The 26,811-nt window shown below is 40.5% G+C and carries 17 protein-coding genes; 5 read left to right on the top strand and 12 right to left on the bottom strand.

Annotation, left to right across the window (positions count from 1 at the left end; translation table 11 throughout):
* A complete protein-coding gene (locus GM418_RS03580; RefSeq protein WP_158863223.1) occupies positions 1–762 on the bottom strand; it encodes a hypothetical protein in 762 nt (253 codons plus the stop codon).
* 224 nt (positions 763–986) lie between these two features.
* On the opposite strand from GM418_RS03580, the gene GM418_RS03585 reads away from it, so the two are divergent.
* From GM418_RS03585 to GM418_RS03605, 5 genes are all read left to right on the top strand, one after another.
* On the top strand, positions 987–3,806 hold the full coding sequence (locus GM418_RS03585) for a S9 family peptidase (RefSeq protein WP_158863225.1): 2,820 nt from the start codon (positions 987–989) through the stop codon (positions 3,804–3,806).
* A 238-nt stretch (positions 3,807–4,044) separates the two neighbouring features.
* Positions 4,045–4,731 carry a response regulator transcription factor gene (locus GM418_RS03590; RefSeq protein ID WP_158863227.1) on the top strand — a complete coding sequence of 229 codons (687 nt, stop codon included), beginning with the start codon at positions 4,045–4,047 and terminating at the stop codon, positions 4,729–4,731.
* The gene (locus tag GM418_RS03595; RefSeq protein WP_158863229.1) at positions 4,728–5,966 is read left to right on the top strand and encodes a sensor histidine kinase; all 1,239 of its coding nucleotides are present in this window, start codon (positions 4,728–4,730) and stop codon (positions 5,964–5,966) included. Before GM418_RS03590 ends, GM418_RS03595 begins: the two co-directional genes overlap by 4 nt.
* Before the next feature lie 140 nt (positions 5,967–6,106).
* A complete protein-coding gene (locus GM418_RS03600; protein ID WP_158863231.1) occupies positions 6,107–6,526 on the top strand; it encodes a NirD/YgiW/YdeI family stress tolerance protein in 420 nt (139 codons plus the stop codon).
* A gap of 73 nt (positions 6,527–6,599) precedes the next feature.
* Positions 6,600–7,148: a manganese efflux pump gene (locus GM418_RS03605; RefSeq protein WP_158863233.1), complete on the top strand. Its 549-nt coding sequence runs from the start codon at positions 6,600–6,602 to the stop codon at positions 7,146–7,148.
* A 26-nt stretch (positions 7,149–7,174) separates the two neighbouring features.
* Here the strand turns inward: GM418_RS03605 and GM418_RS03610 are convergent, their stop codons facing one another.
* From GM418_RS03610 to GM418_RS03655, 11 genes are all read right to left on the bottom strand, one after another.
* Positions 7,175–8,854 carry a hypothetical protein gene (locus tag GM418_RS03610; RefSeq protein WP_158863235.1) on the bottom strand — a complete coding sequence of 560 codons (1,680 nt, stop codon included), beginning with the start codon at positions 8,852–8,854 and terminating at the stop codon, positions 7,175–7,177.
* An 80-nt stretch (positions 8,855–8,934) separates the two neighbouring features.
* On the bottom strand, positions 8,935–11,628 hold the full coding sequence (locus tag GM418_RS03615; RefSeq protein ID WP_158863237.1) for a glycoside hydrolase family 78 protein: 2,694 nt from the start codon (positions 11,626–11,628) through the stop codon (positions 8,935–8,937).
* 82 nt (positions 11,629–11,710) lie between these two features.
* Entirely contained in the window at positions 11,711–11,833 is a 123-nt protein-coding gene (locus GM418_RS31810) for a hypothetical protein (protein ID WP_281350258.1), read from the bottom strand.
* Positions 11,834–11,839: 6 nt separating this feature from the next.
* Positions 11,840–14,071 (bottom strand): GH92 family glycosyl hydrolase, encoded by a 2,232-nt coding sequence (locus tag GM418_RS03620; protein ID WP_158863239.1) that lies wholly within the window; start codon positions 14,069–14,071, stop codon positions 11,840–11,842.
* Positions 14,072–14,118: 47 nt separating this feature from the next.
* Positions 14,119–15,267 (bottom strand): sialidase family protein, encoded by a 1,149-nt coding sequence (locus tag GM418_RS03625; protein ID WP_217447700.1) that lies wholly within the window; start codon positions 15,265–15,267, stop codon positions 14,119–14,121.
* A gap of 11 nt (positions 15,268–15,278) precedes the next feature.
* Complete coding sequence (locus tag GM418_RS03630; RefSeq protein ID WP_158863241.1) at positions 15,279–16,457, bottom strand: glycosyltransferase WbsX family protein; 1,179 nt, start codon at positions 16,455–16,457, stop codon at positions 15,279–15,281.
* A gap of 132 nt (positions 16,458–16,589) precedes the next feature.
* On the bottom strand, positions 16,590–17,492 hold the full coding sequence (locus tag GM418_RS03635; protein WP_158863244.1) for an alpha/beta hydrolase: 903 nt from the start codon (positions 17,490–17,492) through the stop codon (positions 16,590–16,592).
* An 8-nt stretch (positions 17,493–17,500) separates the two neighbouring features.
* Positions 17,501–19,309: a hypothetical protein gene (locus tag GM418_RS03640; RefSeq protein ID WP_158863246.1), complete on the bottom strand. Its 1,809-nt coding sequence runs from the start codon at positions 19,307–19,309 to the stop codon at positions 17,501–17,503.
* An 11-nt stretch (positions 19,310–19,320) separates the two neighbouring features.
* Positions 19,321–22,605, bottom strand: a complete 3,285-nt coding sequence (locus tag GM418_RS03645; RefSeq protein WP_217447701.1) for a glycosyl hydrolase — start codon at positions 22,603–22,605, stop codon at positions 19,321–19,323.
* A gap of 28 nt (positions 22,606–22,633) precedes the next feature.
* Positions 22,634–23,434 (bottom strand): polysaccharide deacetylase family protein, encoded by an 801-nt coding sequence (locus tag GM418_RS03650; RefSeq protein WP_158863248.1) that lies wholly within the window; start codon positions 23,432–23,434, stop codon positions 22,634–22,636.
* A gap of 43 nt (positions 23,435–23,477) precedes the next feature.
* Entirely contained in the window at positions 23,478–26,747 is a 3,270-nt protein-coding gene (locus GM418_RS03655) for a glycosyl hydrolase (protein ID WP_158863250.1), read from the bottom strand.
* Positions 26,748–26,811 lie beyond the last annotated feature (64 nt).

Here is a 26,811-nt window from a genome sequence, read left to right on the forward strand (position 1 = left end):
TTATTCGTTCTTTTTTTTGTCTTCAAAATTTGGCTGAAAATAGGGAAATCCTATTTCCATACTTTCATCATACAAAGAATTCAACACAGTTTCTGAAATGGAGTCCTGAACAATAATATAAAGAATCCTTTCTTCCCTGAACTTCACGTCGTACATGATTAATAATAATTCACTTACAACTTTATTAAATTCAGCTAAATCTAAATTATCTGAAGAAAGCAAATGTAAGACCTGCTCCAGTTTTGTCTTAATTTCTTTGTGATACGATGTCATTACGGTAAGACAACCGCTTTTCGAAATATGTCTGCGAATTTCAGGAAAAAGAATACTCTCCTTAATTTCGTAATAATTTCTATACTTCGATAATTCGATAATAGCTGCGCCTAACGAAGTCTTGTTGCTTTCATTTTCGGGAAATTCATTCAACTGCTTTAATAAAGGTTGAATAGCCCCTAATTTTTCATCCAGTATTCTGTTATTTTCCAGCAAACACCCAAGATAAGTCTCCGATGATGGCGGAATGTAAGGATGATTTTCAATAGCCGGACGAAGCATAGCCATCAATTTATCAATTCCTGTTTTAATCCTCTCCATTGGCGTCCCCACTGAAACCAGTCGGTCAACAAGTGAAGAAACATCCGTAGGTGAACAATTTCCCAAAAAATCCTTGTTTTCTGAAAGCAGCTTTTCCTGACTATCACCTTTTAAAAGAAATTCAAAAATTATTAAAAGGTGCTCAACTCGTTCTTCTATTGCAATCACGATTTTTGGTCTTTTAAAATCTATTTAGTAGTAATCGAAGTTACAATATTATTGCAAATTCATCAGTAGAAATACTTTTTTTTATATTATTTAATGATTAGCACAAACGTTTAATATTAAAATTATATTCCAACTCAGATTTTGCACGTTTATTTAAAATCTCTAAAAATATTTCTACTTTAATCGTTTCAAAGGGAAAATCAATTTTATAAAATACGATTCAAATGAAAAAAACTGCTGCACTGTTTACTTTTTTAATGTATTCGTTATTTCTTTTTGCTCAGGGGGAAAAGAAAGCGCTCACACACGACGATATTCTGGAGTGGGAACGAATTACCGAACAACACATTTCAAACGATGGCAAATACGTTGTTTACAAACAAGAGCCCTGGAAAGGCGACCCGACGCTAAAAATTACAACGCCGGAAGGAGCGGAAAAAGCTTCCATCAAATGCGCTAGCAACGCACAAATAACTTCCGACTCCAAATTTGTTGTATTCATGCTAAAACCAGCGGAAGATACAATCCGGACACTCAAATTGAAAAAGACAAAAAAAGAAGATTTTCCAAAAAACAATCTTTTAATTTACAATCTGGAGAATAACCAAATTGATACTGTAAAAAACTTCGAATCAGTTAAAGTTCCCGAAAAATGGGCAGGATGGATTGCCTGGCAAACAGAAGCGCCTAAAGACACCACAAAAAAAGAAAAAGGCCCCAAAGGGGAAAAAGGGAAAAATGAAGAAAAAGATGAAAAGGTTTTTCCACTTTTTGTAAAAAACTTGTCTTCAGGTGAAATTTCTGAATTTCCGGCGGTGAGCGACTATATTTTCGCAGAAGAAAAAGAAAAACTCACGTTTATTTCTGATGGAAAAGACAACACTTTTGACGCAGGAATTTATTGTGTTGATTTAAAAGCAAACCTGCCTCAAAAAATATGGGACGGCAAAGGGAAATTCAAACAATTGTCAATCAGCAAAACAGGTCGTGAAATTGCTTTTTTAGGTGATACTTCCGACAAAAAAAAGGAGGAAGCCAACTACAATTTGTATTTGTGGAGTGGCGAAGAAACAGCTTCTGTAATTCTCACCAACGAAAACGACGCTATTCCTGAAAGTTGGGAAATCAGTGAAGACGGAAGACTTTCGTTTTCTGATTCGGGCGAACGTTTATTTTATGGAACCGCGCCGAAAAAAGCTCCCAAAGACACCACTGTTTTGGAAGAAGAAATACCGGTTTTGGATGTTTGGACATGGAACGAAGAAGAACTTCAAACCGTTCAGTTGAACAGCCGCGACCGCGACATGAAAAAAACCTACCTCTCTGTTTTTGACATTCCGGGGAAAAAAGCCGTTCAACTCGAAATAAAAATGTTCTCAGGAATACAACAAACACAAAGTGGCGACGGCGATACATTTATTGCATGGTCAAATCATCCGTACGCTGTGCAAAGCATGTGGGAAGGAAGTCCCGACCACAACGATTTTTATTTGGTTGACGTAAACACCGGCGATGCAAAAAAAATTAATACGGATGTACGCGCGAATCCGCGTTTTTCGCCGGAAGGAAAATATGTTTACTGGTACAATGCAGTGGACACATCGTGGAACACCTTAAATATTGAAAGCGAAAAAGAAGTCAAAATTACCTCTCCGAAAACGGTGCAGGTAGCCGATGAATTAAATGACGTGCCAAATCTACCGCGTTCTTACGGAAATGCCGGGTGGTTAAAAGACGATGACGCGATTCTTATTAACGACCGTTTTGATGTGTGGAAAGTTGATCCGGAAAACAAAACTGCTCCGGTTAAAATCACAAAAAATGGAAGGGAAAACAACATTGAATACCGCGTTATTGATTTTGAAAACCAGGGACGTTCACGTTTTGGTGGCGAAGAACAAAAGGGAATTGACCCGAAAAAACCAATGTATTTAAGTGCACACAACGAGGTAACACGCGAAGACGGTTACTATGTTCTGAACCTCAAAAAAGGCGACCCTCAAAAATTAATGTCCGGAAAATACAGCTTGAACCGACCTCAAAAAGCAAAAGATGCTGACATGGTTGTTTTTACCAAAGAAAACTATGAGACCTATCCGAATTTAATTGCTACAGATTTATTGTTCAAAGAAATAAAACATATTAGCGACGCGGCTCCACAACAAAAGGACTTTTTGTGGGGAACGGCGGAATTGGTTACATGGACGTCGTTGGATGGACGCAAATTGGAAGGCACACTACACAAACCGGAAAACTTTGATCCTTCAAAAAAATACCCAATGATTGTAAATTTTTACGAAAAGAGTTCGCAGGAATTATACAGTTACCGGATGCCTGAAAACCACCGTTCTACCATCGATTATCATTACTTCACAAGCAACGGATATTTGGTTTTTAACCCCGATGTATATTACAAAACCGGCTACCCGGGCGAAGATGCGTTTAACTGTGTTATGCCCGGTGTTACTTCGTTAATTGAAAAAGGTTTTGTTGATGAAAAACACATTGGCGCGCAAGGCCACAGTTGGGGCGGCTACCAGGTGGCTTACCTCGCTACTCGAACAAATTTGTTCGCCGCCATTGAATCGGGTGCACCGGTTGTGAATATGTTTTCAGCTTACGGAGGAATTCGCTGGGGATCGGGATTAAACCGTTCTTTCCAGTATGAACATACCCAAAGTCGCATCGGAAAATCAATCTGGGAGGCGCCGCTGCGTTACCTCGAAAATTCCCCGCTGTTTACCATCGACAAAATAAATACCCCAATTTTAATTATGCACAACGACGACGATGGCGCAGTGCCTTGGTACCAGGGGATTGAATTTTTTGTTGGCCTCCGCAGATTACAAAAACCGGCGTGGTTGCTCAACTACAACGAAGCCGACCACTGGCCCTTAAAAGTGCGCGACAAAACAGATTTTCAGATTCGTCTGTCGCAGTTTTTCGATCACTACTTAAAAGGAGAACCAATGCCAAAATGGATGAAAGATGGAATTCCTGCAGTTGATAAAGGAACTGATTTAGGTTACGAACTTTCAGAATAATATTCATATAAAATAGAAGAACGGATTTCATCTTTTAGTGTAAGATGGAATCCACTTTTATTTGAAAAGAACACCCAATAACAAAGCCTGTTTTAGCGTTTTGTTAAAACATCCAGAATTTATCCAGAATTAAATTCTATTATTGAGAAATGGGGACAAAGCCCTCGATCGAAATAAGAAACAGAAAGGAATAAAGCTTTTATTTCATCCGGCAACGGGGCAGTACAAATTATGACAGATGAAACTTTTGATTGTTGAAGATAACGCGAAACTTCTGGAAGCGATAAGCGAAACGTTGGAGTCGGAGAGTTTTTTGTGCGAAACATCATTGAATTTTCAGAATGCACATGAAAAAATTTTCCTGTACAACTACGATGTTTTTGTGGTGGATATTAATCTTCCCGACGGTTCCGGATTGGAGCTCATCAAAGAAATGAAAACACAAAATCCTTCAACCGGAATTATAGTTATTTCTGCCGGAAACTCGCTCGATAATAAAATTGAAGGTCTTGATTTAGGTGCCGACGATTACATTACCAAACCTTTTGACATGGCCGAACTGGTTGCCCGGATAAAAGCATTGTTGCGCCGACGTAATTTTTCGGGAAACAGCAGAGTAACTGTAAACGGAATTTCGATTGACACGGCCAGTAGAGAAGTTTTTGCCGGCAAACAAAAAATTGAACTGACAAAAAGCGAATATGACATTCTTTTATTTTTCTTTTCAAATCCGGGGCGAACACTGACCAAAGAAAGTATTGCTGAACACATTTGGGGTGACAACATGGATTTAGCCGATTCTTTTGATTTTATTTATTCGCACATAAAAAACCTTCGAAAAAAAATTAGTGCCGCTGGTGTAAACACGCCTATAAAAGCGGTGTACGGCATTGGCTACAAACTCGACTCAAACCCGACCGAATGAGACTTATTAAACAAACATACATTTATACTTCGGTGTCGTTGATTCCTGTTTTGGTTATCGGGAGTCTTTTTGCATTTTTTATTATTGAATACATTTCTTACGAGGAAACCGACGAATTTCTGACCTACGAAATGGAGCGACTGGTTCGTTACCACAAAGAAAACAACGACTTGCCCGATTTTCATAAAGTGGCCGATATTATTCCCGATTTAAAACTGGAACAACCCGTTTTTAAAGATACGCTCCTTCTCGAATCCGGCGACAATGAAATGGTTCCTCACCGCGAGCTGCGTTTTTCCATCAATCACAACGGGCGCGATTTTACCATTGTTATTCGCCATTTACTACTGGGCCGCGACGACATTGCCCAGGGAACCATTTTTATAATCACCGGGCTCATTTTTCTGATTGGAGTTTTCCTGATGCTGACGCTCAATATTGTAGCAGGCAGAATCTGGCACCCGTTTTACAAAACGCTAATCAAAATTACTCATTACAAAATTGGCTCTCCTCCACCCAATTTCGAACAAACCACCATTGATGAATTTAGCCAGCTGAATTCGACTTTGCATTCTTTCCTGAAAAAAATTACAGACGATTTTCAACACAACAAAGAGTTTAATGAAAATGCCTCGCACGAACTGCAAACCCATCTTGCTGTGATTAAAGCCAATGCAGGGAAATTACTTGGAGAAGACAAGGAAGCTGCGCATTTGGAAGAGCTAAATAAGATCTATTCCGCAGCGACAAAACTTTCGCAAATTCAAAAATCGCTTTTGTTATTGAGCAAAATTAACAACCGCGAATTCAACAACAACGAAAAAATCAATTTCACAAACATTTTTGAAGGTTCACTGGAAACCTTTGAGGAAGTGGCAGCCCTTCGCGAAATAAAAATCGCAAAAGAAACAGACGCCTGTTCAATTTTTATGGATGCAGGGCTGGCTGAAATTCTGGTCAACAACCTCATAAAAAATGCAGTAAAACACAATATTCAAAACGGCTTTATTTCCGTAAAGCTCACAAGCAAAAACCTCACTGTAGAAAACAGCGGACCGCTGTTTAGCGGAAATCCGGAAGTGCTGCTGCAACGTTTTTCAAAAGGGAAAAATGGAAACACCGGCATTGGACTGGCCATTGTAAAAGAAATTTGTGAAGTCTATAAATTCAAAATTTCCTACGCTATTTCCGAAACAAATCATCACAAAATTGAAATAATTTTCGAACAGAAATAGAAATCCCAAATCTCTCCAGAATTGCTTCCTAATTTAGCTAGCGAATTAAAAACAAAACAGCTCGCGACTGAGAAAGAAAACGATGAGAACGACCGAGGTCAATCTCTCTCAGAAAACGGGCTTCACAAAAAATTAGGAATATGAAAACAATTCAGAAAACGTTCGGAATGATTTTAATGACAGTTTTTTTTGCCGGGATTTTTAGTGCCGGGTACGCCCAATACACCGGCCCTGGCTCATCGGCCCAATTATATAAAGTAAAAGACGCATCAGACCAGGCATTAAAACTGGACAGAAAAGACATCATGGTAAAACTCCAGGGTTATGTGGTGGAGCAAATTACCGACGAAAACTACTGGTTTCAGGATTCGAGTGGGCGAATTAAAATTGAAATTGAGAAAAAACACATGCCCGCCGAACCTTTCGACCACAAAACGGAAATAACAATTGTGGGTGAAATGGATTACGATTTACTTGAAGGAACCGAATTTGAGGTGAAACATATCACCGTGGGAAATCCCAAAGCCACGGATTCTTCCACGGCCGAAATGGTTGATTAATACGCTTTTCTCCGGGGAACCAGGATGCTTTTATTCCATTCTCCGGAATTTTTTATCGAAAACATATCATAAGATGACAATTCCTACCATAACTTTAATCATCACCGCACTTTCTATGGGAGCTTTGGAAATTTCGCTTTCCACCGGAAAAACACTTAACAGAATCCGTTTTAACCAATCAGTAAAAGTGGCGCTGGGCCTTATTGTCTTGCACATTCCGGTGCTGATTGTTGGTTGGTATTCCGGCGAAAAACTGGAAGATTTGCTTACGCGTTATGAAAGCTGGATTGCACTGGCCATTTTAGCTTTGCTTGGCCTTAAAATGATTGTTGAAAGTTTTGTCCAAAAGAACAAGTTAAATTCAATTCCGCTTACCGTTTTACTCAGTATGATTCTGGCTGCTTTGTTCGATGCACTTGTCATTGGAATTAGTTTGGCTTTACTCAACCTGAATATTCTCGCCGTTGCCCTGATAAGCGGAATTGTTTTATTTTTTGCCACCATGCTTGGCATTCTCCGCGGGAAAAGCCTCATCGGGAAACGAATTTACTACATCAAAGCGTGGGGCGGAGTGATGCTATTCCTGCTGGGAATTATTAATTTGATTGGGGTTGGATCCTAATTCCAATTGAAATCTCAGCTAAACCATCACCTCTCAGAAAAATTCAAAACAACTGTATTTTCCTTTGGAGTCATCCGGAAAACATTCCCATTTTGAGGAATGGAGATTTCTCCTTTTAAGGCTGCTACGGCGTATCTCATTCCTTTAAATTCGGCAGTAATTTTTTGCGGAGTAATTTCAACAAAAGGCAAGTCGGCATTTTTAACGGCATTTAAATCCAGAAACCAATTGACTTCTTTTTTGCTGTCCAATTGAATTTCTAGATTATTTTCATTCATTTTGATAGAAAACGTTCCGAGCTGATCGTTCAAATTCCAATCTACTTGTAAAGTTCCCTTTTCAGGTTCGGAAGTTGAAATTTGATCGCCTTTCAGAAGAATTTCTTCCCTGTCAATCAACGCTTTAAACCGAAGGCCGGCACGCTGTTCGGCATTGCTCCAAAAATATCCGTCAACAAAAGGGAGCGCAAAATAGAGGCACTGGTTTGAAGTTCCGTTTTTATTCAAATACAACGATTCCATGTTTTCATCAAAAAGCTGAATATCGCGAAAGAAAAGCTCGCTGTTTTGCCAAAGTAAATTACTCCGGTAAAAGCGACTGTTAAACCACAGCGTTTTTTTGTTTTTCCAGGGCAAATCTTCCAAAACTGAAACCGAGGTTGCCGGCGTTGTTTGGTAATTCTTTTTAAACCATTCGCCCGATTCGGCCAGCGTTTCCACTTTTACTTTGTTTTCATCGCGCAATTGGGCAATCAGCGGCAGTTGAATTTCAAAGCCTTTTTCCATCCGTTCCCATGTAAAAGAATTTTCCTGGCCGACCTGTACATACGCATATTCCAGACTTTCACCTTCCACAAAATATCTAAAATACCAGTTTACCCAAGTTGAATCGCCGCCGCCTTTTTCGTAAACCGGCTCCAGCGAGACAACACCCTGACGCTCATTTCCCAAACCATCGTCGTATTGATAAATCGGGTCGCTTCCCAACATTCGGAATATAGGAACATGAATCTGATTCTCGCTGTTTTGTGCGGGCATGTACGCATTTTTCCGGCTCGGATAATAGGCCTGATTCCAGTAACCGCCCCACATGGTATAACCATCGGTTCCCACCTGGTCTTTACAATTGCACGAGGCCACAATTCCATATTTTTCGTACATGTATTCCAGCGAGTGCGCATCGATAAACCAGCAGCCCATCGATTTCGGATAATAACCAAAAATCGTTTTAAAATCTTTCATATACACATCCACCAGTTTTTCGCGCTCTTCGGGAGTGTAGCCGGTGGCAAATCCCACGTCGGCATGCCAATCCCACGGATAACGACCGCGCCATTTCATTCCGGCATTTTCAACCAGCGGCTGTGGAATCTCAAACCAACCGCCAATTTCAAAAGAACTGTCGGGCAAACTTTTCAATAGTTCCTGGTAACGCGAATCCATCAATGCATCGTACTGCAATAAAAAGGTACCACCCAGATGATATTTTTTCATCATTTCCACCTGCTGCACCACCGTTTGAAACAACACATCTTCTGTGATTTCCTCGCTTCTTGGTTCGAGCAAACGAATAAAATTTATGATATTGACAATTTTGGGCTTCTCCGTTTCTGCTGTAGATTGAGTTTGTTTTTCTTTTGGTGCAGCACACGAAAAAAGCAATGTTACTATGAAAAGAAAGTAAAAGGAATTTAGTATGAGTTTCATGGTTGGTTTTTAGGCTTTGTTGTATGGTTAAAATACCCCGGACTAAAATCCGGGGCTAATTATTAAGATTAAAAAACGTACTATTTAATGGAAAAAGAATAAGAACCGGATGCCACTTGCAGAACAGTTTGCTTCTCATTTTTCTGAACTACCTGAATGGTTGGATTTGCCAGAATATCTTTACCTCCTTCTTTTACACTTTTCCCATTCAAATAAACAGTTGCTGTGCTGTTGGCAGGAACAGCAACTTCGTAAGTAACTGTTTTTCCCGACTTCTTCCACGACGAAACAATTTCACCGTAAGGACTTTCGTGTTTTGCAGTAAAATGGTCGAGACCTTCAACAAAGCTGGGTTTCAGAATAATATTTTTAAAGCCCGGATTCTTTTCATCGGGAAAAATGCCACCAAGCGCTTTGTAGTACCAGGCATCAATTTCGCCAAACATAATGTGGTTCATCGAAATATCGCGCGAAGCATCGAGCGGCCAGTTTTCGTAAAATGTTGTCGCGCCGTTTACAATCCACCATCCCCACGACGGAAATGTTTCCTGCGCGGCTACTTTGTAAGCCAAATCGGCGTAACCATTTTCGCTCATGGCATTTAAAATAGCTTTTGTTCCCAACAAACCGACATCAATATGATTGTCGTCGGCTTCCACTCGTTTTGCCAGATTTGCTGCAACTTTTGCGCGCATGTCATCCGGGACAAAATTCCACTGTAACGGGAAACTCAATTCGGTTTGTAAACCATCGCCGTACATACCGGTTTCGCGATTCAGATATTTATCATTCAATGCATCTTTAATTTTTTCAGCCAAAGCAAAATATTTTTCTGCATCAACGCCCTTTCCTAAAATGGCTGCTGCTTTTGCGAGAATAGTTGCATCAACAAAATAGTAAGCCGTTGATGTGAATTCCTTGGGTGCTTTTGATTTTACCGGAACCCAGTCGCCAAGTCCCCAATCTGTAATTCCACTGGGGTACAGTTCATCAATATGATCGATATACAACTTTATATTTTCGTAGCAGTCTGCCAGAATCTTTTTATCGCCGTAAAACAGATATACATTCCACGGGATAATGGCAATTGTACTTGTCCAGTCGGGCCCGTTTGCCCATGTGTAACCCCAGCCATCGGTTGGAACAATTGCCGGAAGCACGCCGTTGGATTGTTGTTCATCACGATGGTCGGCCATCCATTTTTCATATACCGTAATTGCATCGAAATTGTATAATCCGGTTTCAATATTAATTTGGGCATCACCTGTCCAGCCATTTTTTTCACGCTGCGGACAATCAGTTGGATAACCAAATAAATTGGACAAATACGAAGAATTTGCTGCTTCCCATGTTTTATTCAGCACGTCATTAGAAGAAGTGATTTCGCCAACAGGAGGAACGTCACTGTGCATAAAATACGCCGTTAAATTTTCTTCTGAAAACTCAATGGGTTTATCGGAAGTTACTTCCACAAACTGAAAACCTTTGTAATTGAATTTCGGCATAAAAACATCGTCCTTGCCACTAAGAATTACAATATCGGTTTGGAAAGGATCTGAATCATCTGTTGGGCGGTAATGCACATCAATATTCGACATATCCACATGACCATCTTCATACAAACGCTCTCCATGTTTTAAACGAACGGTTGTTCCTTCCGCTCCTTTTATTTTCAATTTTGTTACCCCGGCCATATTCCTGCCAAAATCTACCACGTAATCAGTATCGCTGAATTTGGTTACTTTTTGAGCAGGTATTTCCTTCACATTTCGAATCGGCTGCATCACCTGCGCCACAATGTTCTTTGACGGAGCGTTGGTTAACATCGAGCCATTCCATTTTTCATCGTCAAATCCGGGTTTGTTCCAACCGGCTTGTTCCAGCCGCGCATCATAATGTTCAGCCGTATAAATGCTGTTAAAAACTACGGGCGAAAGTGAAGTTTTCCAATCGCTGTTGGTGGAAACAGTTTCTTCGGAACCGTCTTCATAGGTTATCCGCAAATCCATACAAAACTTCGGACGGGCACGCCATGGTGCTTTTTCAAAATACCAAACCGCAGTTGACTGATGATTGTACCAGCCATTTCCTAAAATAACGCCCACAGCATTTTCGCCGTTGGTCAAATTTTGGGTTACATCGTAAGTAACATAAAGCGTTCGGCGATCAAAACGGGTGTACATTGGGTCGAGTCGATGATTCCCTATTCTTTTGCCATTCAAATAAAGTTCGTATAAACCGCCCACGGCAATGTATGCGCGCGCCGATTTTATCTTTTTACCCACACTAAATTCTTTGCGAAAATACGGCGCGGGTTTTATGTTAAAATCATAACTGTCCGAAATCCAGGCTCCTTTCCAATTATGCTGGCCCATCATTCCGGTTTCAAAACTGGCTATTTCTGAATAGTCCGACCAGCTTCCGTCCTGCAACTGAACTTTTACCTGCCAATGATAAGTAGTAAAAGGTTGAAGTTCTTCGCCCTGATAAACAGCAGGAATTGTTGAAGATTCTATGATTCCTGAGTCCCATGAATCGCCTTCGCCGGCGGCCACTTTTTTAGAATCGGCTCCCACAATTAGTTTATAAGCTTGTTGCTCAACCCCCGCTTCTTCAGAGCTAATTTGCCATGAAAAACGTGGGCTTTTTGTGTCCATTCCAATTGGATTAACCAGGTATTCACATTTCAAATGAGTTACAGAAACATCAGCATGAACATGATTGTTCAGCGAAAAAATGCTGATAAATATGAAAAGAAGTAAAGTGTTTTTCATTGTTTTTTTATTTAGTTGGAAATAGGATTTTAACAGATGAATAAATTCGGAGGTAAGTTATAAAATTACGGATGATAATAAACTATGAATCTTTGAAAAGTAGCTTTTTATCCGACTTTTCAAGAACTTCGGGTCTTCTCTCAAAGTAAAAAATCTCCCGGGCAATGCCCAAAGAGATTTTTACCCTTAACCCAAAACTATTCATAGAGTTTTATTTTGGTGAAGCCGCCATAACAAAATCCAATTGTCCTCCGGCAACAACATCTTTTACGTTGAGTTCGTAAGTAGAATAATCCAGCCCGTTTAATTTCATCGACTGAATGTAAATATTTTGTTTACTTGCGTTTTTAGCGTCAATTACAAATGTCTTTCCGTTGGAAAGTTCGAGTGTTGCTTTTGGAAATGATGGAGACCCAATTAAATAATAATCGTCGCCAGGGCAAACCGGATAGAATCCGAGCGCTCCCCACAAGTACCAAACAGAAAGCTGGCCACAATCATCGTTTCCACAAAGTCCGTCGCGTGAATTTTGATACAATGTATTTTTTATCTCGCTCACTTTTTCCTGTGTTTTCCACGGCGCGCCAGCAACATCATACAAATACGGCACATGATGACAAGGTTCGTTTCCATGTGCATACTGCCCGATCAAACCGGTTACATCCAGCGTTAAACCATCGCCGTAAACATCCGAATTAAATGCAAACAGAGAATCTAGCTTGGTTACAAAAGCCTCATTTCCGCCCATTAAATCAATCAAGCCGGGAATATCGTGCTGAACATGCCAGGTATATTGCCAGGCGTTGGCTTCGGTGTAATCGCCGCCGCCAGTTCCTGCATGCGAAACTTTAAATTTATCGAAAGGTGTAACCCAGGAACCATCAGACTTTCGTCCCCGCATCAATTTTGTTTTTTCGTCAAACACATTCCTATAAAACTGCGACCTTTTTGTAAAGTACTCTGCATCTTCAGTGTATCCCAAATGTTTGGCCATTTGAGCCACACACCAATCGTTATAAGCAAACTCAAGCGTTCTTGAAACCGACTCTACAATTATAGAATCGGAAGGCAAATAACCGTATCTTATATATTTTTCCCAATCGGCTTTCATATTAAAATCGTCGGTGGTTTGGGCATGTTTTGCCGCTTCATACGCCAGCTTTTCATCAAATTTCCCAAATCCATTTATCATCGCATCGGCAAGAACAGGAATAGCATGATGTCCAATCATTGCAAAAGTTTCATTAATTCCATATTCGTTAATGGGCAATTCGCCAATTTCGTTGTAGCGCTCCAACATCGAATTAATGAACTTTTCATCCATTTCAGGAAACATCAATCCTACAAAAGGATGAACTCCGCGATAAGTATCCCAAAGTGAATAATTGGTATAAAATTCCTGCGTATTTTTGTGTACTTCTCCATCCCAGCCGCGATATCTTCCATCGGCATCGGAAATCAAATTTGGAGAAATCATATTGTGATAAAATGCAGTATAAAATATGGTCTTTTCATCCGAATCGTCGCAGTCGATTTTAATTTTCGACAAGTTGTTTTCCCAAACTGCAGCGGCATCGGAAGCTACTTTATCAAAATCCCAATCCGGCATTTCCTCCGAAATATTATTTTCAGCCCCAGCCTCATCTACATTTGAAATGCCCACTTTGGCAATAATTTCCTCGTTGGGTTTTACTTCAAATTGAAGGGCCAGCTTGCAAACTTCTCCTTCTCCTTTTTGCTCATTTCCTTTTATACCATCAATTAGCGTGATATAACTTTTTATTGGTTTTGAAAATTCAGCAGTAAAAAACACATGCTGATTCTTTACAAATGCCGTTGAATGCCGATAGCCTGAAACTTTGTTATCTCCTGAAATTTCAAAACGATTAAGTAAATTTTTATCTGAGAGTCCGTGTCCCAAATCAATAATAATCCAGCCTGAGTTATTCTCCGGATTATTAAATGTATAACGATGAACTCCCACCCGATTGGTTGCCGTCAATTCCACATCAACATTATAATCATCAAGCGTTACAGAATAATAACCGGGCTTTGCATGTTCCTTTTCTTTTAAAAAACGGGAACGGTATCCTTCGTCCGGATTTTCCTTGCTTCCGGGCTCAAATTTTTGCCAGCCTGTCATTGGCATCAGCAAAATATCGCCCATATCAGGAATTCCAGTTCCACTCAAATGTTTGTGAGAAAATCCCATTATGGTATTATCAGAACTGTGATAACCCGAGCACCAATCCCAATCTTCATTTCCGGTATCAGGACTGAGTTGCACCATTCCCCAGGGCAATAAAGGACCGGGATAAGTGTGTCCGTGCGCGTCAGTTCCGATAAACGGATTCACATAAGTACTTAATGTTTCGATATTTTTCTTTGGAGCACATGCTGCCAGAAGTGACGCGGCAACAAAAGCAAAGATATATTTCTTCATTTAGGTGTATTTTATTGATTAAGCGATGATAATTAAAGATAAAAAACTTAGTCCTTCCTGCCTCCTCCTTTACTCACTATATTTCGATTTTTAAATACGTTCAAAATCTGGCGGTCCGTAGCCTTTAGCACATCGTCTTCAGTAAAACTTGTAAAAAGAACATTCTGTTCTTTTGTACGATTGTAATCGTAAGTAATATAAATTGTTCCATCGCTCGTCTGCTGCCCGTCGGGATAAGAAATCCCGGGCCGTTCATCCAAAAGCAAACCATTTGACCACGAAAAACCGTCGTCTTTCGAAATAAAAGCCATTAAATGAGAACGTCCTGTTCGCATATCGATTGGCCCGTGTTTCACCAACAAAAGATTTCCTGAATTTAATCTTCGAATAAAAAAACGTGCAGCAGGGTGTTGAATTTCTGAAGGAATTAAAGGTGTCCAGTTTTTTCCTCGATCCGATGAAATACTTTTTCCTATTCCATATTTTGTTCGAACAAGCATCCACAAATCACCATTGTGTTTTTCGATAATCATGTGTTCATCAAAATTCCGGAACTCTTGGGGAACATCAACCGCTCCGCGTTCTTTCCATGTTTTTCCTTCATCAGTTGAAACAATGGCTTTGGCGCTGTAATCATTTTGCCGCCATGTGGATGCAGGCAACACCCACTCTCCGGTAGAAAGCACAAGAGGTTTGCACATCATTACTCCATCGGTTAAACGACGAGGTTCCGACCACTTCGGCTCTTCGTTATCCGGGTCAGTCGTTTTCAAGGACCAAACTCCAATAATTTTATTGTCGTCTTTTGTTGTCTGTGCCCAAAAAATCCAAAGTGTACCGTTGGGATCTATCCAAACTTCAGGGTCAAAAGCCCGCACCGGTCCAGGTCCATCGGGATCGACAACTAAAACTTCATTCCAGGTTTCTCCTTTATCGCCACTGGTTGAGAGCACTACGTAATTATTCAAATCCTCACCGGGAGTTGGCCCTGCATACCAAATGCACCACATTCTTCCACCGGGGCTCACCGCTAAACTGGATATCCCGGAAAATTGCCGACTTTCTACAGAATGATTTTCATTGACATCTGCCTTTTCGATTATCTGTGGCGGATTAAGAAACGGCTTGTTTTCCTGCGCTTTCGAAATAGAAAAAAAAGCGAAGCACATAAGTATGGTTGATATAATTTTTTGCATATTATGTTGATTTATTTTTCTTCCAGAAATACTTTCTTTATCGCATTCAAATAACCGTAGCCGTACATTGTGCAGGGTTGCAAATAGCTGGTTTCAGTCCATTCATTCCAACTGTTAATCGTAATTAATGGTGCCTGTTTCGGATGCGCATCCACAAAATCTTTTGCTTTACGAAGTGCTTTCTCAAAATTTTCAGGTGTATTATTTTTTACAATTCCACCTCTAAACATTTCAAAGCGCGGGTTATTGTCCCACCCCACTGAAACATGGACGTAGTATGGAATTTTATACTCCGTATCCAGCGTGTTCCACTCCTTTTCCACATCACCTAAAATTTCATTGTAATCACGATTCACATTCGTAAAATGTACAAACTGGTAATGAGTTACGCCATCAAAACCAAGTTGTTCAATAACTTCTTTTTGTGAGCCAACTTTATCTCCTGCTATTCCGGTAACTCCCTTTCCGCTTTTGCGTAAAGTAAGTTGTAAATCGAGACCCTTAAAACCCGCTTTTTGGGTTTCATTTCGGAACCATTCAAATGCATCTTTTGTATTTTCAACTCCACCCAATCCCTGAATCAGTATATTTAAGTCGTAAATCATAAAACTCGGCTTTCCATCCACTTTGTAATAAGAAGGATGTGAAAAGTACTTTTTGATCACCCGATGGCAAATCACTTCAAATTCTTCGCGATCGACCGAGCCTTTCCAAATCAGGGCATCGTTTGGTTTCCCGGCGTTCCGTTTGTCCCAGGTCATATTCACGTCGTGGTTCGCCCACATGAGGTAAAATTTCACTCTGTCGTTGTTTCCGGCTTTCAAATAACCATCGTTTAAATGACCTTCCAAGAACGGCATTCTGTCGTACCAGTACCAATCGAAGATAAACACATTTACTCCGTGGTCGGCAGCCGCGTTAATTTCCATTTCTGCCACATAGGGATCTGCTTCATTTATGTAACCCCAAAGCGGATAACGTGGCTGTTCATGGCCTTCAAATTTGGATTGATTACTTTTTACGGTTTGCCATTCTCCAATCCCTTCCGGCCAAAATATTTTTGCCCGTTCATCCGGATGATAAGACGGCCAGACAAAAGCCGCAACATCGTATTTTTGTTGAGCTTTTTCCTGAGCTTTTGACAATGCAAAGCAGCAAATGAGCAAATAAAAAACTAGTAATTTTTTCATAAAATGGATTATTATTTTTCGTTAATCTAGCACCAAAATATATACCTAACATACAATCGTCACTCCATCGAGTGCTTTCAATGTAATTTTAATCGTTCCGTCTGTATTCTTTTTAAAGTTCATTTTAAAATATTATCTATCGCCGATGAGTTGCTGTTCCCTCATCCATTGAAATGCATAATCGAGCCAGTTCGATTTTGCAGGTTCAAGCGGAAAACCATGTTTGCCAGTTGAGAACAAATGCATATCTGCCGGCACATTTTTTTCTTTCATTGCTTCATAAAAACGGATACTGTTTTCAACAGGAACCACATCATCATCCATCGCATGCATTAAAAAAGCAGATGGTGTATTTTCCGTAACCTGTTTTTCATTGGAAAATAAATCCAATAATTCCGGGCTCGGATTTTCACCTAGCAAATTCTTGCGCGAGCCGACGTGTGTTAATTCCGGCTGCATCGAAATAACCGGGTAAATAAGCATCATAAAATCGGGACGCAAACTCGTTGATTCATTATTTTGAATATAACTTTTAGAGAAATGCGTTCCCGCTGTTGAAGCCAAATGACCACCCGCAGAAAAACCAATAATTCCAATTTTATTCGGATTTACCCCCCACTTTCCGGCATTATCACGTACAATTTTAATAGCCCGCTGCGCATCTTGCAAGGGTGCAATGGCTTTATCGCTGCATGTTCGGTCGCTGGGCAAGCGATATTTCAACACAAAAGCAGCCACTCCTTTTTCATTCATTGCGCGGGCAATCTTATGTCCTTCGTAACTGGCACACACCACTCCGTAACCTCCACCCGGACAAATTACAATTGCCGTTTTCCCGGGGTCACTTTTTTCAGGAATGTATATAGTAAGCTCAGGCTTAGAAATATTACTGAAAATCCCATTCTTATTAACCTCAGTGTTCTCTGCCTGAATTTCTCCCGGAATTTGTCCGTCATACAATGGAATTACATGCTGAGAAAATCCTTTGGAACAAACCAGTTGTACAAATAAAATTAAAAACAAAAGTCGCTTCATAATTAACACTATTTTCTGGTATAAATAAAATTAAAACGTCCTCCGGGAGCAACATCTCCGTTAACATACCAATCAAGCGGATCAATATCATCCTGCATGTTGTCAGACCATTTAAATTCAAGATTAGGCATATGAGTGATTCCTAATTTTTTTAAAGGAATTGTGTACATCATTTTATCTTTTTCTATTTGAGATCTTAGCTCTACAATTGTTTTCCATTCTTTATTTTTAAATTCCTGCAACTGATTTCCATTGACGATTCTAAAATCATAACCAGACCATCCGGTGTTGGCTTTTCTGTCGCAATTAATATACAGATTCATCCAGTTGCTGCCACTTTTTGCTGTTATATCTTCCCGGGTTTGCACAAAAAAGAAAATATTCTTTTTATCATTTGTCACCTTCATTAAATAAAAATCATTACGCCCGGTTTTGTTGATATAATTTTTTTTAGGATTTGATTCTGCCCCCGGATGATTACGAGCCTGCGTATCGCCAATATAATCAGTATAAACAGGAAATACATTCTCCCAGTCGTCGAACGATTTAATTGTTTTTTGTTTACTGACTTTTGGGAAAGGAGCCGTGCCTTTATAACGCCGGATATTCGCCACCATCTGCATGTAATAATTGTCGTTTAAACCTGCTGTTCGCGTTGGTTCAATATCACGGCTATATTCGGGGCTGGCCTGATCGCAAAACCACGAATGTTCAGGATTTCCATCCTTACTGTCCCATCTGCCGGCAACCCATTCATTCCAACCTGTTATAAAAATAAAAGGAACATCTTGTTTTAATGCGTAGTCCCATTGTTCCTGAAAATTATAACCATAAAAAATATCTGTTTCAGGCTTTCCATGTGAGCCGTTACGATAACTCCGGCCCCAGTTATCCATATTTCCGTAAAATGCGGAACCGCCCATTCCTGCACCAGGATTTGGATGTTGACACACAGAAACATTTATAATCTCAGCCTCTCCGTTTTTATTGAGATGCACTTTTTGCGGACGGGTAAAAGAAATCCAGGGCCAGCCGTTCACTTTTTGGCTTTCATTAGGCCACTGCGACTCACGGAAAGTGAAAAAATTCTGATAGTCATGTCCTGCAGCTTCCGCTGAAATCCCAATAATTAAAGGCTTTCCATCGAGATAATACCAGCAATCGGGATGGTAATACGGAGCTTCCGGTTTATAATAAGTATCGTAAACCTTCTGCATTGTTTCACCCGATTTGGTATTGGTATAATAAACAATTTTGGGAGGATTCTTTCCTTGTTCTCTTATGGCATCCATCGCTCTCATTAAAGCTTCCGACTGAGCCGGATAAATTGGCCTGTTAGTGGCATCAATTACAACAAAATCGACACCGGCATCGGTTAAAAGCTGCATGCTTCGCAGGTGCACCCAATAGTCGTCACCCCGATAATAACCATAAATGGGTTTTCCCCAGAAATACATACCAACCCGTCCTCCCTTATGATAAACCGGCAGTCCCCATAACGGATTATCATAATCTTCCAATACCTCGGGATGATTTGGGATAATCTCACTCAAATCCCAATGTATCTCAGCAGTACCATCTCCCTGCCATAAAAAATAGAAAATCCCCACCTGACGATTCAATTTTGGATTTCCAACACTGTCATTCAAAGGCATAGTTCTTCCCAGTTCATCCGTACCGGCTAACGGTTGTGGAGCAAATCGGTCAGGGAAAAAATCTTCCGTCTTATTTTTTGTACATCCTGAAAATAATATCAACTGGAAACAAAAAAAGATACATAAGAAATTAAAGTTAGTAGCCTTTATATTTTGTTTCATTTCAGTATTATTTAGTATTTAATACATGAAACGATAACTGGCCCCAGTAAACCTGACGATTGCAACTTACTATCTGCTTTATAGGGATTATCCAAACACCAGGTTTTTCTTTCGTTTTGAGGTAAATTCTGGTCGCCAATCAGACGGTTTACCCAGGTATTAACGACTTCAATCTTCACTTCATTTTCTCCGGCTTTTATAGCTTTTGAAATATCGATCTGATACGGTGGAGTCCACACGCCACCAACATAAGTGCCGTTTACTGTAACTTTTGCCATCACAGAAACTTTCCCCAAATCAATAAAAAACTGCTCATCGGCTGGCAATTCATTCAAATTAAATTTGCTTGAATAAATTGCGGTTCCTGAATAATATTTTATTTTTTCGTCTGATGAAGAAGTCCAGTCCTGCAAAGAATTAAAAACAACAGGCTCCTCAGGGCCTCGCATTGAGGCATCATACTGAACAGTCCAGGGACCATTCATTTCTATTAAAATGGTTGGTTTCGGGAAATTCACTTTTAATCCTGCAGCCTCCGCCTTTTGGGCCTTTTTTCTGAAAACCACAAAAACACTTTCATAAGGAGCCAGTTCCAACGGAACTTTTATACCGTTTGCCGTTTCCTCGAAAGCCAATAAATTACGCATTGTTCCATCGGTAGCTTTCCACAACTCCGGCTGTTTTTTATCTACTCTGAATTCGGGTGAAAAAGTCTGGGTTTCTGAGGTCTGGTTCGAGACAAAATAGATATCTGTATTTTCCAATTTCCGGTGCCCAAAGTGAATACTTTTATTTTCAGGTAACTTACAGTCGGGAACGCAGCGAATAATATCAAACGCTTCCTCCATTGTCAGTCCATTCAAAATCATTCCCTTGCCAAAAGAATGTGCTTTAACTTTTCCTCCGTCAACGTCGCCCCACAATTCTTCGGCCATTTGTTTTACCTGTTCGTCGGCTTCCGGCTGATTTTGAAGGCTGGGTGAACGGTTTGGATCCGGCCCCAAAACAATAGCTCCATCATTAACCAATTGTTTTATTTTTTGCAACAATTCAGGACGCATTGTTTCCAATTTTGGAAGAACCAAAATACGGTATTGTGTTCCGTGCGGAAGTGTGAGCAAGCCATCTTCAACCGTCATGTATTTTTCAATAACTTCTGCATTTATATAGTCGAACTGATATCCAACCGGAAGTTCCGGATCGGTAATTCCTGTCATTTTCGGCGCATCTTCCCCAATAAAATAAGCAGCATCGGCCACGTTTATTCCTTGCTGAAGCATAAAATTGGTTCGCTTAAGATAATCTGTATAGATATCCATCTGTGAAAACCATGTATTTTTCCGGTTGAACTCATTTCCAAACCAGGCATTTACCCCCGGATTTTTGTCTTCGTAAGGTTGAGAAACATAAACGTGTAAAATTGTATTGTTGATTCCTTCGGCAAAAAAGCGGTCGCCACGCTGTTTAAACATTGCCGGGTAACGACTAAAAGCCGGCCCTCCACACGTATTTGATTCTGCTGAAATTTGTATTTTTCCATAAATATGTCCACAGGAAGTTGCTGCGCGGTTTTCAATATTTCCCAAATCACCTTCACTCCAGAACTCGCCACCAATTCCATCCGACTGGCCCCCGTACATCAAAAACTCACCAGGAAATCCCCAGTGCCCGTAATTCTCGAGCCAGGTTTTCAATCCGTATTCATGGCAGGCATCCCGCAAACCGCCCACATAATCGTAAGCCACTTTATCAGCCACCATACGACGCACATCCCACAAAAAACGATCGGAAGACTCTTCACTGTTTACTACAAAACCTTTATAAACCGGCAAAAACGGAACGGGGTCGTAACCATATCTTTCCTGAAATTCAGCAATAAAATCATCCGTGAAGTTCTGTCCGCCCATTTCATAACTGTCCTGAACCACTTCTTTAAAACTTTTTCTATCTGCTTCCGGAATTCGTTTTAGAATTTCACCAATAAAACTATCAAAATGCTTTTTGATGTGTTTCTTGCTCATTTTGTCAATTTCCAAACCGGTAGCTTCCGGAGAAGCCGGACTATTTTTAACACCGGTAGGCGTCATTCCTGTGCGCAAAATTACCCAGTCGCCTTCAGGAACATCCCAGGTTAATGTTCCGTCTTCCGCCAGAAATTCTGAAATATCAATCACTTTTGACGCATCAACGATCATCGATTTGGCAGGTTCGGCTTGTTGCGGCCACTGGTACTCTTTCCAGTATGGCAACGGCGTTTGATACATTTTCGCCAGCGTTTTTTCAGCATAGCGTTCAACACGCGGCACTGAAGAAATTGCAACTTCTGCCAAACCACTTTTTCTCTTGTAATCGTTGATAATTAAACGAAAACTTTTTGAAGTAATCTCAGGAAATGAAATCACTACCGGAGCGAAAGGTTCAAAACCAACATTTAAGGCTGAATTGGAACGATCCATTTCAAATTCGGAAACTGTACGAAATTCACCAGTCGTTTCTTTTACCTGAAAAATGGCGTTGGCTTTAAAACTCTTTTCAGTGGTTTGAACAGAGAGACTCCGGGCAGTAAATGGCTCTTTGGCATTAAATTCCAACGTAAAAGTTTCGCCTTCAGGAAAAACAATTCCTGTGGTTTTATCGCCGTCCAGAATTTGATTCAAACCAGATAGTTTTGGCGACGATGTTACCGTTGCGCTTTTATTATCTAAAACCAATTCCTTGGGAACCGGGTAAGCCAACGTCTTTACATCCTGAAAAAATTCTGTTGGCTGATTTAATTTTTGATTTAACTTTTGCGGCCCGGCTACCCGAAGTTCAGAACTCGCCAGGTAACGCATAGCTTCTTCCGGTTTTACCCACGGACCACCACTCTGGCTCCAACCGGGCGAATTAAAGATACCGATATCAATCCCCAATTCTGTTGCTGTTTTTAATGTTGTGTGCAAAATTTTCCACCACTCATCGCTAAACATTTTCACTTTACCGGCTGGCATTTCATCTAAACCGATATTCCCGATAAAAGCCCGGGTAATTCCGGCCTTTTTCATCGCCTGTAAATCTTTCACTACACCCTCTTCTGAAATATGGTCGGAAATCCAGTACCAGTAAACACCGATACGAACCGAATCGGGAGGCGCTACAAACCCCTGTTCCAATGCCCCATCTGAGATATTCTTTTTATCAGTTGAACAGGAAACAAAATAGGTTGCCAGTAATATAAAAATACAAAGCGGATAATAATTCTTTCTCATTAGGTTTAGCTTTTGGTTCCAATTTTTAGTTGTTCTGTTTTTTTTCATAAAATCCAATTTTGACAGAATGCTCAACTTAATTTTTTAGGGGTTTTGTTAAATCAGCAGTCAAGTTGTTCATTGCTTTTTCCACATCCATATATTTTTTCATATCGCGCAAAGCAATTACGGTAAAATCGTTTTCAGAAAGATAGTTCACATACTCTTCAAACAATTCGGGTGGTGTGTTTACCCACGGATGTTCAATATCGGGCACACCATGGATGGTCAAAACAACAATTTTCCCCTTGCCAGCTTGCCGCAATGCCTCCATAATTTGCGGTTTATTTTCTGCATTCATGGCCCAACTTGGCACCAGCAACGGATAATCTGATTCAGGCTTATAAACACGACTACCCCCGGCACGGGCAAACCGGTAACCTTTTTCTGATAACACATCTATTACTCCCTCGCTTAAACTGTAGCCCGGATAGGCAAAAGTTTCGGGCTTTTTAATACCCAACTCCTCACACTTGTCTTCGATATAATTCAGCTCTTTTAGTAATTCTTCTTTTGTTAATTTTGCAACAGCAGGATGAGTGCGCGTGTGATTGGCAATTTCAAATCCCATGTTATCCAGTTTTTTAATCATTTGCCAATCCATATATTTTGTGGTGTCGCCAAAATTGGGTGGAAATTCGCATATATAGAATGTCGCGCCAAATCCGTGTTTTTTTAGTAAAGGCGCAACAAAATTGTACTGGCTAATCACTGCATCATCGAAAGTAAGAATGACAGTCTTATCCGGTATGCCCTGTCTTACTATTTGTCCGTTCATATTTGAAACAGCAGTTACCAACAGAACAAAACTAAAGAATACAAAACGTTGTGATTTCATTAACAACTTATTACAGATTAATTTATTTCAAAAACAATTAAATTCAATTGTTCCCATATGAAATTGTAACCGGCCCCATTAATCCACTCTCTCTCAGAGGCGCATCCATCGATGGTCCGCTTATCATCCATGTTTTTCTGTTTTCTTCTGCTTGCCCGGCATCATAAACAAGGCGGTTAAACCACGAGCTTGTCACTTCTATGGTAAGGTCATTTTTCCCTTCCTTTATAGCTTCATTTATATTCAAACGAAATGGCGGAGACCACAGCGTTCGCAATTCTTTTCCGTTCAACGACACTACAGCAATCATTTCCACTTTCCCTAAATCCAAAATATAATCCATTTCGGGTTTTACTTCATCCAAATTAAAAGAAACAGAATAAGTTGCGGAACCGGAAAAAGCTTTTCCTTCTGAAGAAATTTCCAGATCTTTCCAGGCTGTCAAACTATCGAGTTGAATATTTTCGGGAGCACCCCAACCACCAGGAAATGAAAGTTCCCACCGTTGATTTAATTCTGCTAAAACTGTTTGCGAGTGCTTTTGAGAAACCTCTTTCTTTTCTTTGGAATCGTGACGAAATACAATAAAACACGAGCCAGCCTGCGCCAAATCAAAAGATACGACACTCCGATTATTTTCTTCGCGAGTTGCCAAGGAAGTAACTTCTCCCGTTAACGGATCCCAAAGTTCAGGATTTCCGGAGGTATTAAAACTCAAGTCTCCCTTAAAAGTTTTTCCTGCCGGAGAACAAACAAAATACCAGTCGGCTCCTTTTACAGAACGATGCAACCACAGTGCATCTCCACCTGTAACGTCGGGTTCTAAATTCAATTTTTCCACCGCTTCAAAAATGGTCATTCCTGAAATTACGCGACCTTTCCCAACTTGTCTTTCTCCTGTGAATTTGGAGTTATCTCCCCAAATTTTTTGCACAGCGTCATCAAAACGTTTTTGGGCATTTTCTTTGTCCTTCAAGGTTGCCAAACTCTGCGGTGCACTCCCAACAATGGTAGCTCCTTTTTGAAGCAATTCGTATATTTTCTCCAGCGTTTCCGGTAACATTCGCTCATTTTCCGGCAGCCACAACAAACGATACGAAAGTCCTTCCGGCGTAACAAGTTTTCCGTCGTCAACAGAAAGGCGGTTTAACAAAATATCGAGGTTACAATAATCGTATTTAAAACCTTCGGGGAAAGGTGCATTTTGGTTTGGTTTGTGACTTATTTCGTCGCCCAGATACCAAAGCACATCCGAAACCGGTTTTCCGCGTTCCAGCAAATAATTGCATCGCGAGAGATAATTAACAAATTCCGGCATGTGCTTCCACCAGGTTTGTCCGCGCAAAAAAGGCGTCCCGATAGAAGATCCAAAAGAAGTTCCCGGCGGCAAAAAGTCAGTTCGCGGGTTGTGCGTGTAAGTATGAAACACCTGATGAGTCACGCCATCGACAGCTTTTATATTTGCAATTTCTTTTAGCATTGAAAGGTGCTCATCCCAGGTTAAATCAAACGAAGTAAATGCTTCGGCTGCCACACGCGGTTTGCCATACAAACGAGCCGCAGAAACCGTAGGTTTTATAGGTTTAAAATTGGAAGAGCCCACAAAATTATCAGAAAGTGGTTGCCAATATTCACACATCGGAACATCGGCATATTTGTAATATTCCAGGATATCAGCCGGAAAAATATCTCCGGCAGCAGTTTCGTAAGCAACGGTTAAACCATTTTGTTTGCCCAATTCAGCCATCCGTCCGTAAAATTTATTGGCAAATAAATCTCCAATTGTAGAACGCCAATCGAGCAGAAAATCAGAAGTGGTTTCCTGATCATTTATTACATAACCAAACACAGCCGGTAGCCATTTTCGCAGGGCATATCCGGAAATACTATCGAAATCGCTTTCCATATTTTTTGTCCATGTTTGCGTTTCGCACTCCCAACTATCGAGCAGCATTCCATTCAGCAAACCACCCGCTAACGGACCATTTGCGAGGCGGCCGATGTAACCTGCAAAATGCGAATCCGGTCCAATTTCCGATAGCTTGTTACATTCCCAGCCCGTTCCTTCCGGAGGAGCTGGCGCATTTTTCTTCCCCGTATTTACATGCCCGATTCGAAGCACTGTCCATTTTCCCGCAGGAGCATTCCATTTTAAATGCCCGCTTTCGTTCATTTTCTCAGAAATATCCAAAATTTTGGAAGGATCTATAAACGCTTCCACCGACTGACTCGGGTGTTCACTTCCGCGAACAAATCCGCGCAGTGTCCATCCTGCTTCAGCTTCCCAATTATTTTTTCGGGCAGCCGAAAGAAAATCCATTCCGGTCAAAGTCATTTCATGCTGGTTCTGAATATTTATACGGTAGGTTTGTACATTCTCTACTTCGGAGCAAGCCAACGAAATGGGTTTATAATCCTGCCAGTTTGAAGGAGGCATTTCTATATTTAAAATATCTTTTGTTTTATTTTCTGAAAGGACAGCCTGCACCTGAATTTTTATGCCGGGTTCGTAAGCCCAGTTTGAATTAAAACTTCGCACGGAAGAAAATTGAATTGTGCGCAACGTTTCTGAGCCGGAAAAACTTAGCTCCATCCAATGCGACTGACCTTCAGAAACCGGTGGCAACTTCAACTTATCTGTTTTTCCTAAAAAGAAATCCTTCCAAAGCACCCCGTTTTCACCGGTTACATTTTGAGGAATCAACTTTTCACCAGTATCTCCCTGTGGCGTTGGGAAAGCTAAAACAGCAACTTCCTGATAATCCCGCCATTCTTCTTTGCTTGGTTGAGGAACCAACAAGGTGGTATCTACAACTCCCGACACATCTGTTCGACTGTAAACGAGGTGGCGCATTGCATTTTCGGGCTTAATCCAGGGGCCGCCAGACATGGCCCAGCCCGGACAGTTTTGCATGGTAAAACGCAATCCGAGACGCTTGCATTCTTCCGCAGTAAATTTCACTGCATCGTCCCAATTCGGACTTAAACAGGCAATTTGTTCATCAACCCCCGGCCATGGTCCGCCAAACTGCCCATGAAACAACTGAATACCGGAAATACCAGCTCCGGCAATGGCCTCCAAGTCGGCAGTGATTCCTTCTTTTGCCACATTCCCACCAATAAAATGAAACCAGGTTTCCGGGTGATAAATTTTTGGTGGCGATAAAAACAATTCCTCATCGTATTTCCCGAAAGATCGATTTAACTCCGTTTTTGAAGGGACAACCGGAATTTGTTTTTGTAAGTTTTGAGAACAAGAATATAAACAGAATATTCCGCAGAATAATAATATAAGTTGTCTTATTTCCAACATAAATACAAAACTTAGGTTACTGATTTAGATGTATTATTTTGAATATTATTTAAAACATATATCC

Source organism: Maribellus comscasis, assembly GCF_009762775.1.
Lineage (GTDB): Bacteria > Bacteroidota > Bacteroidia > Bacteroidales > Prolixibacteraceae > Draconibacterium > Draconibacterium comscasis.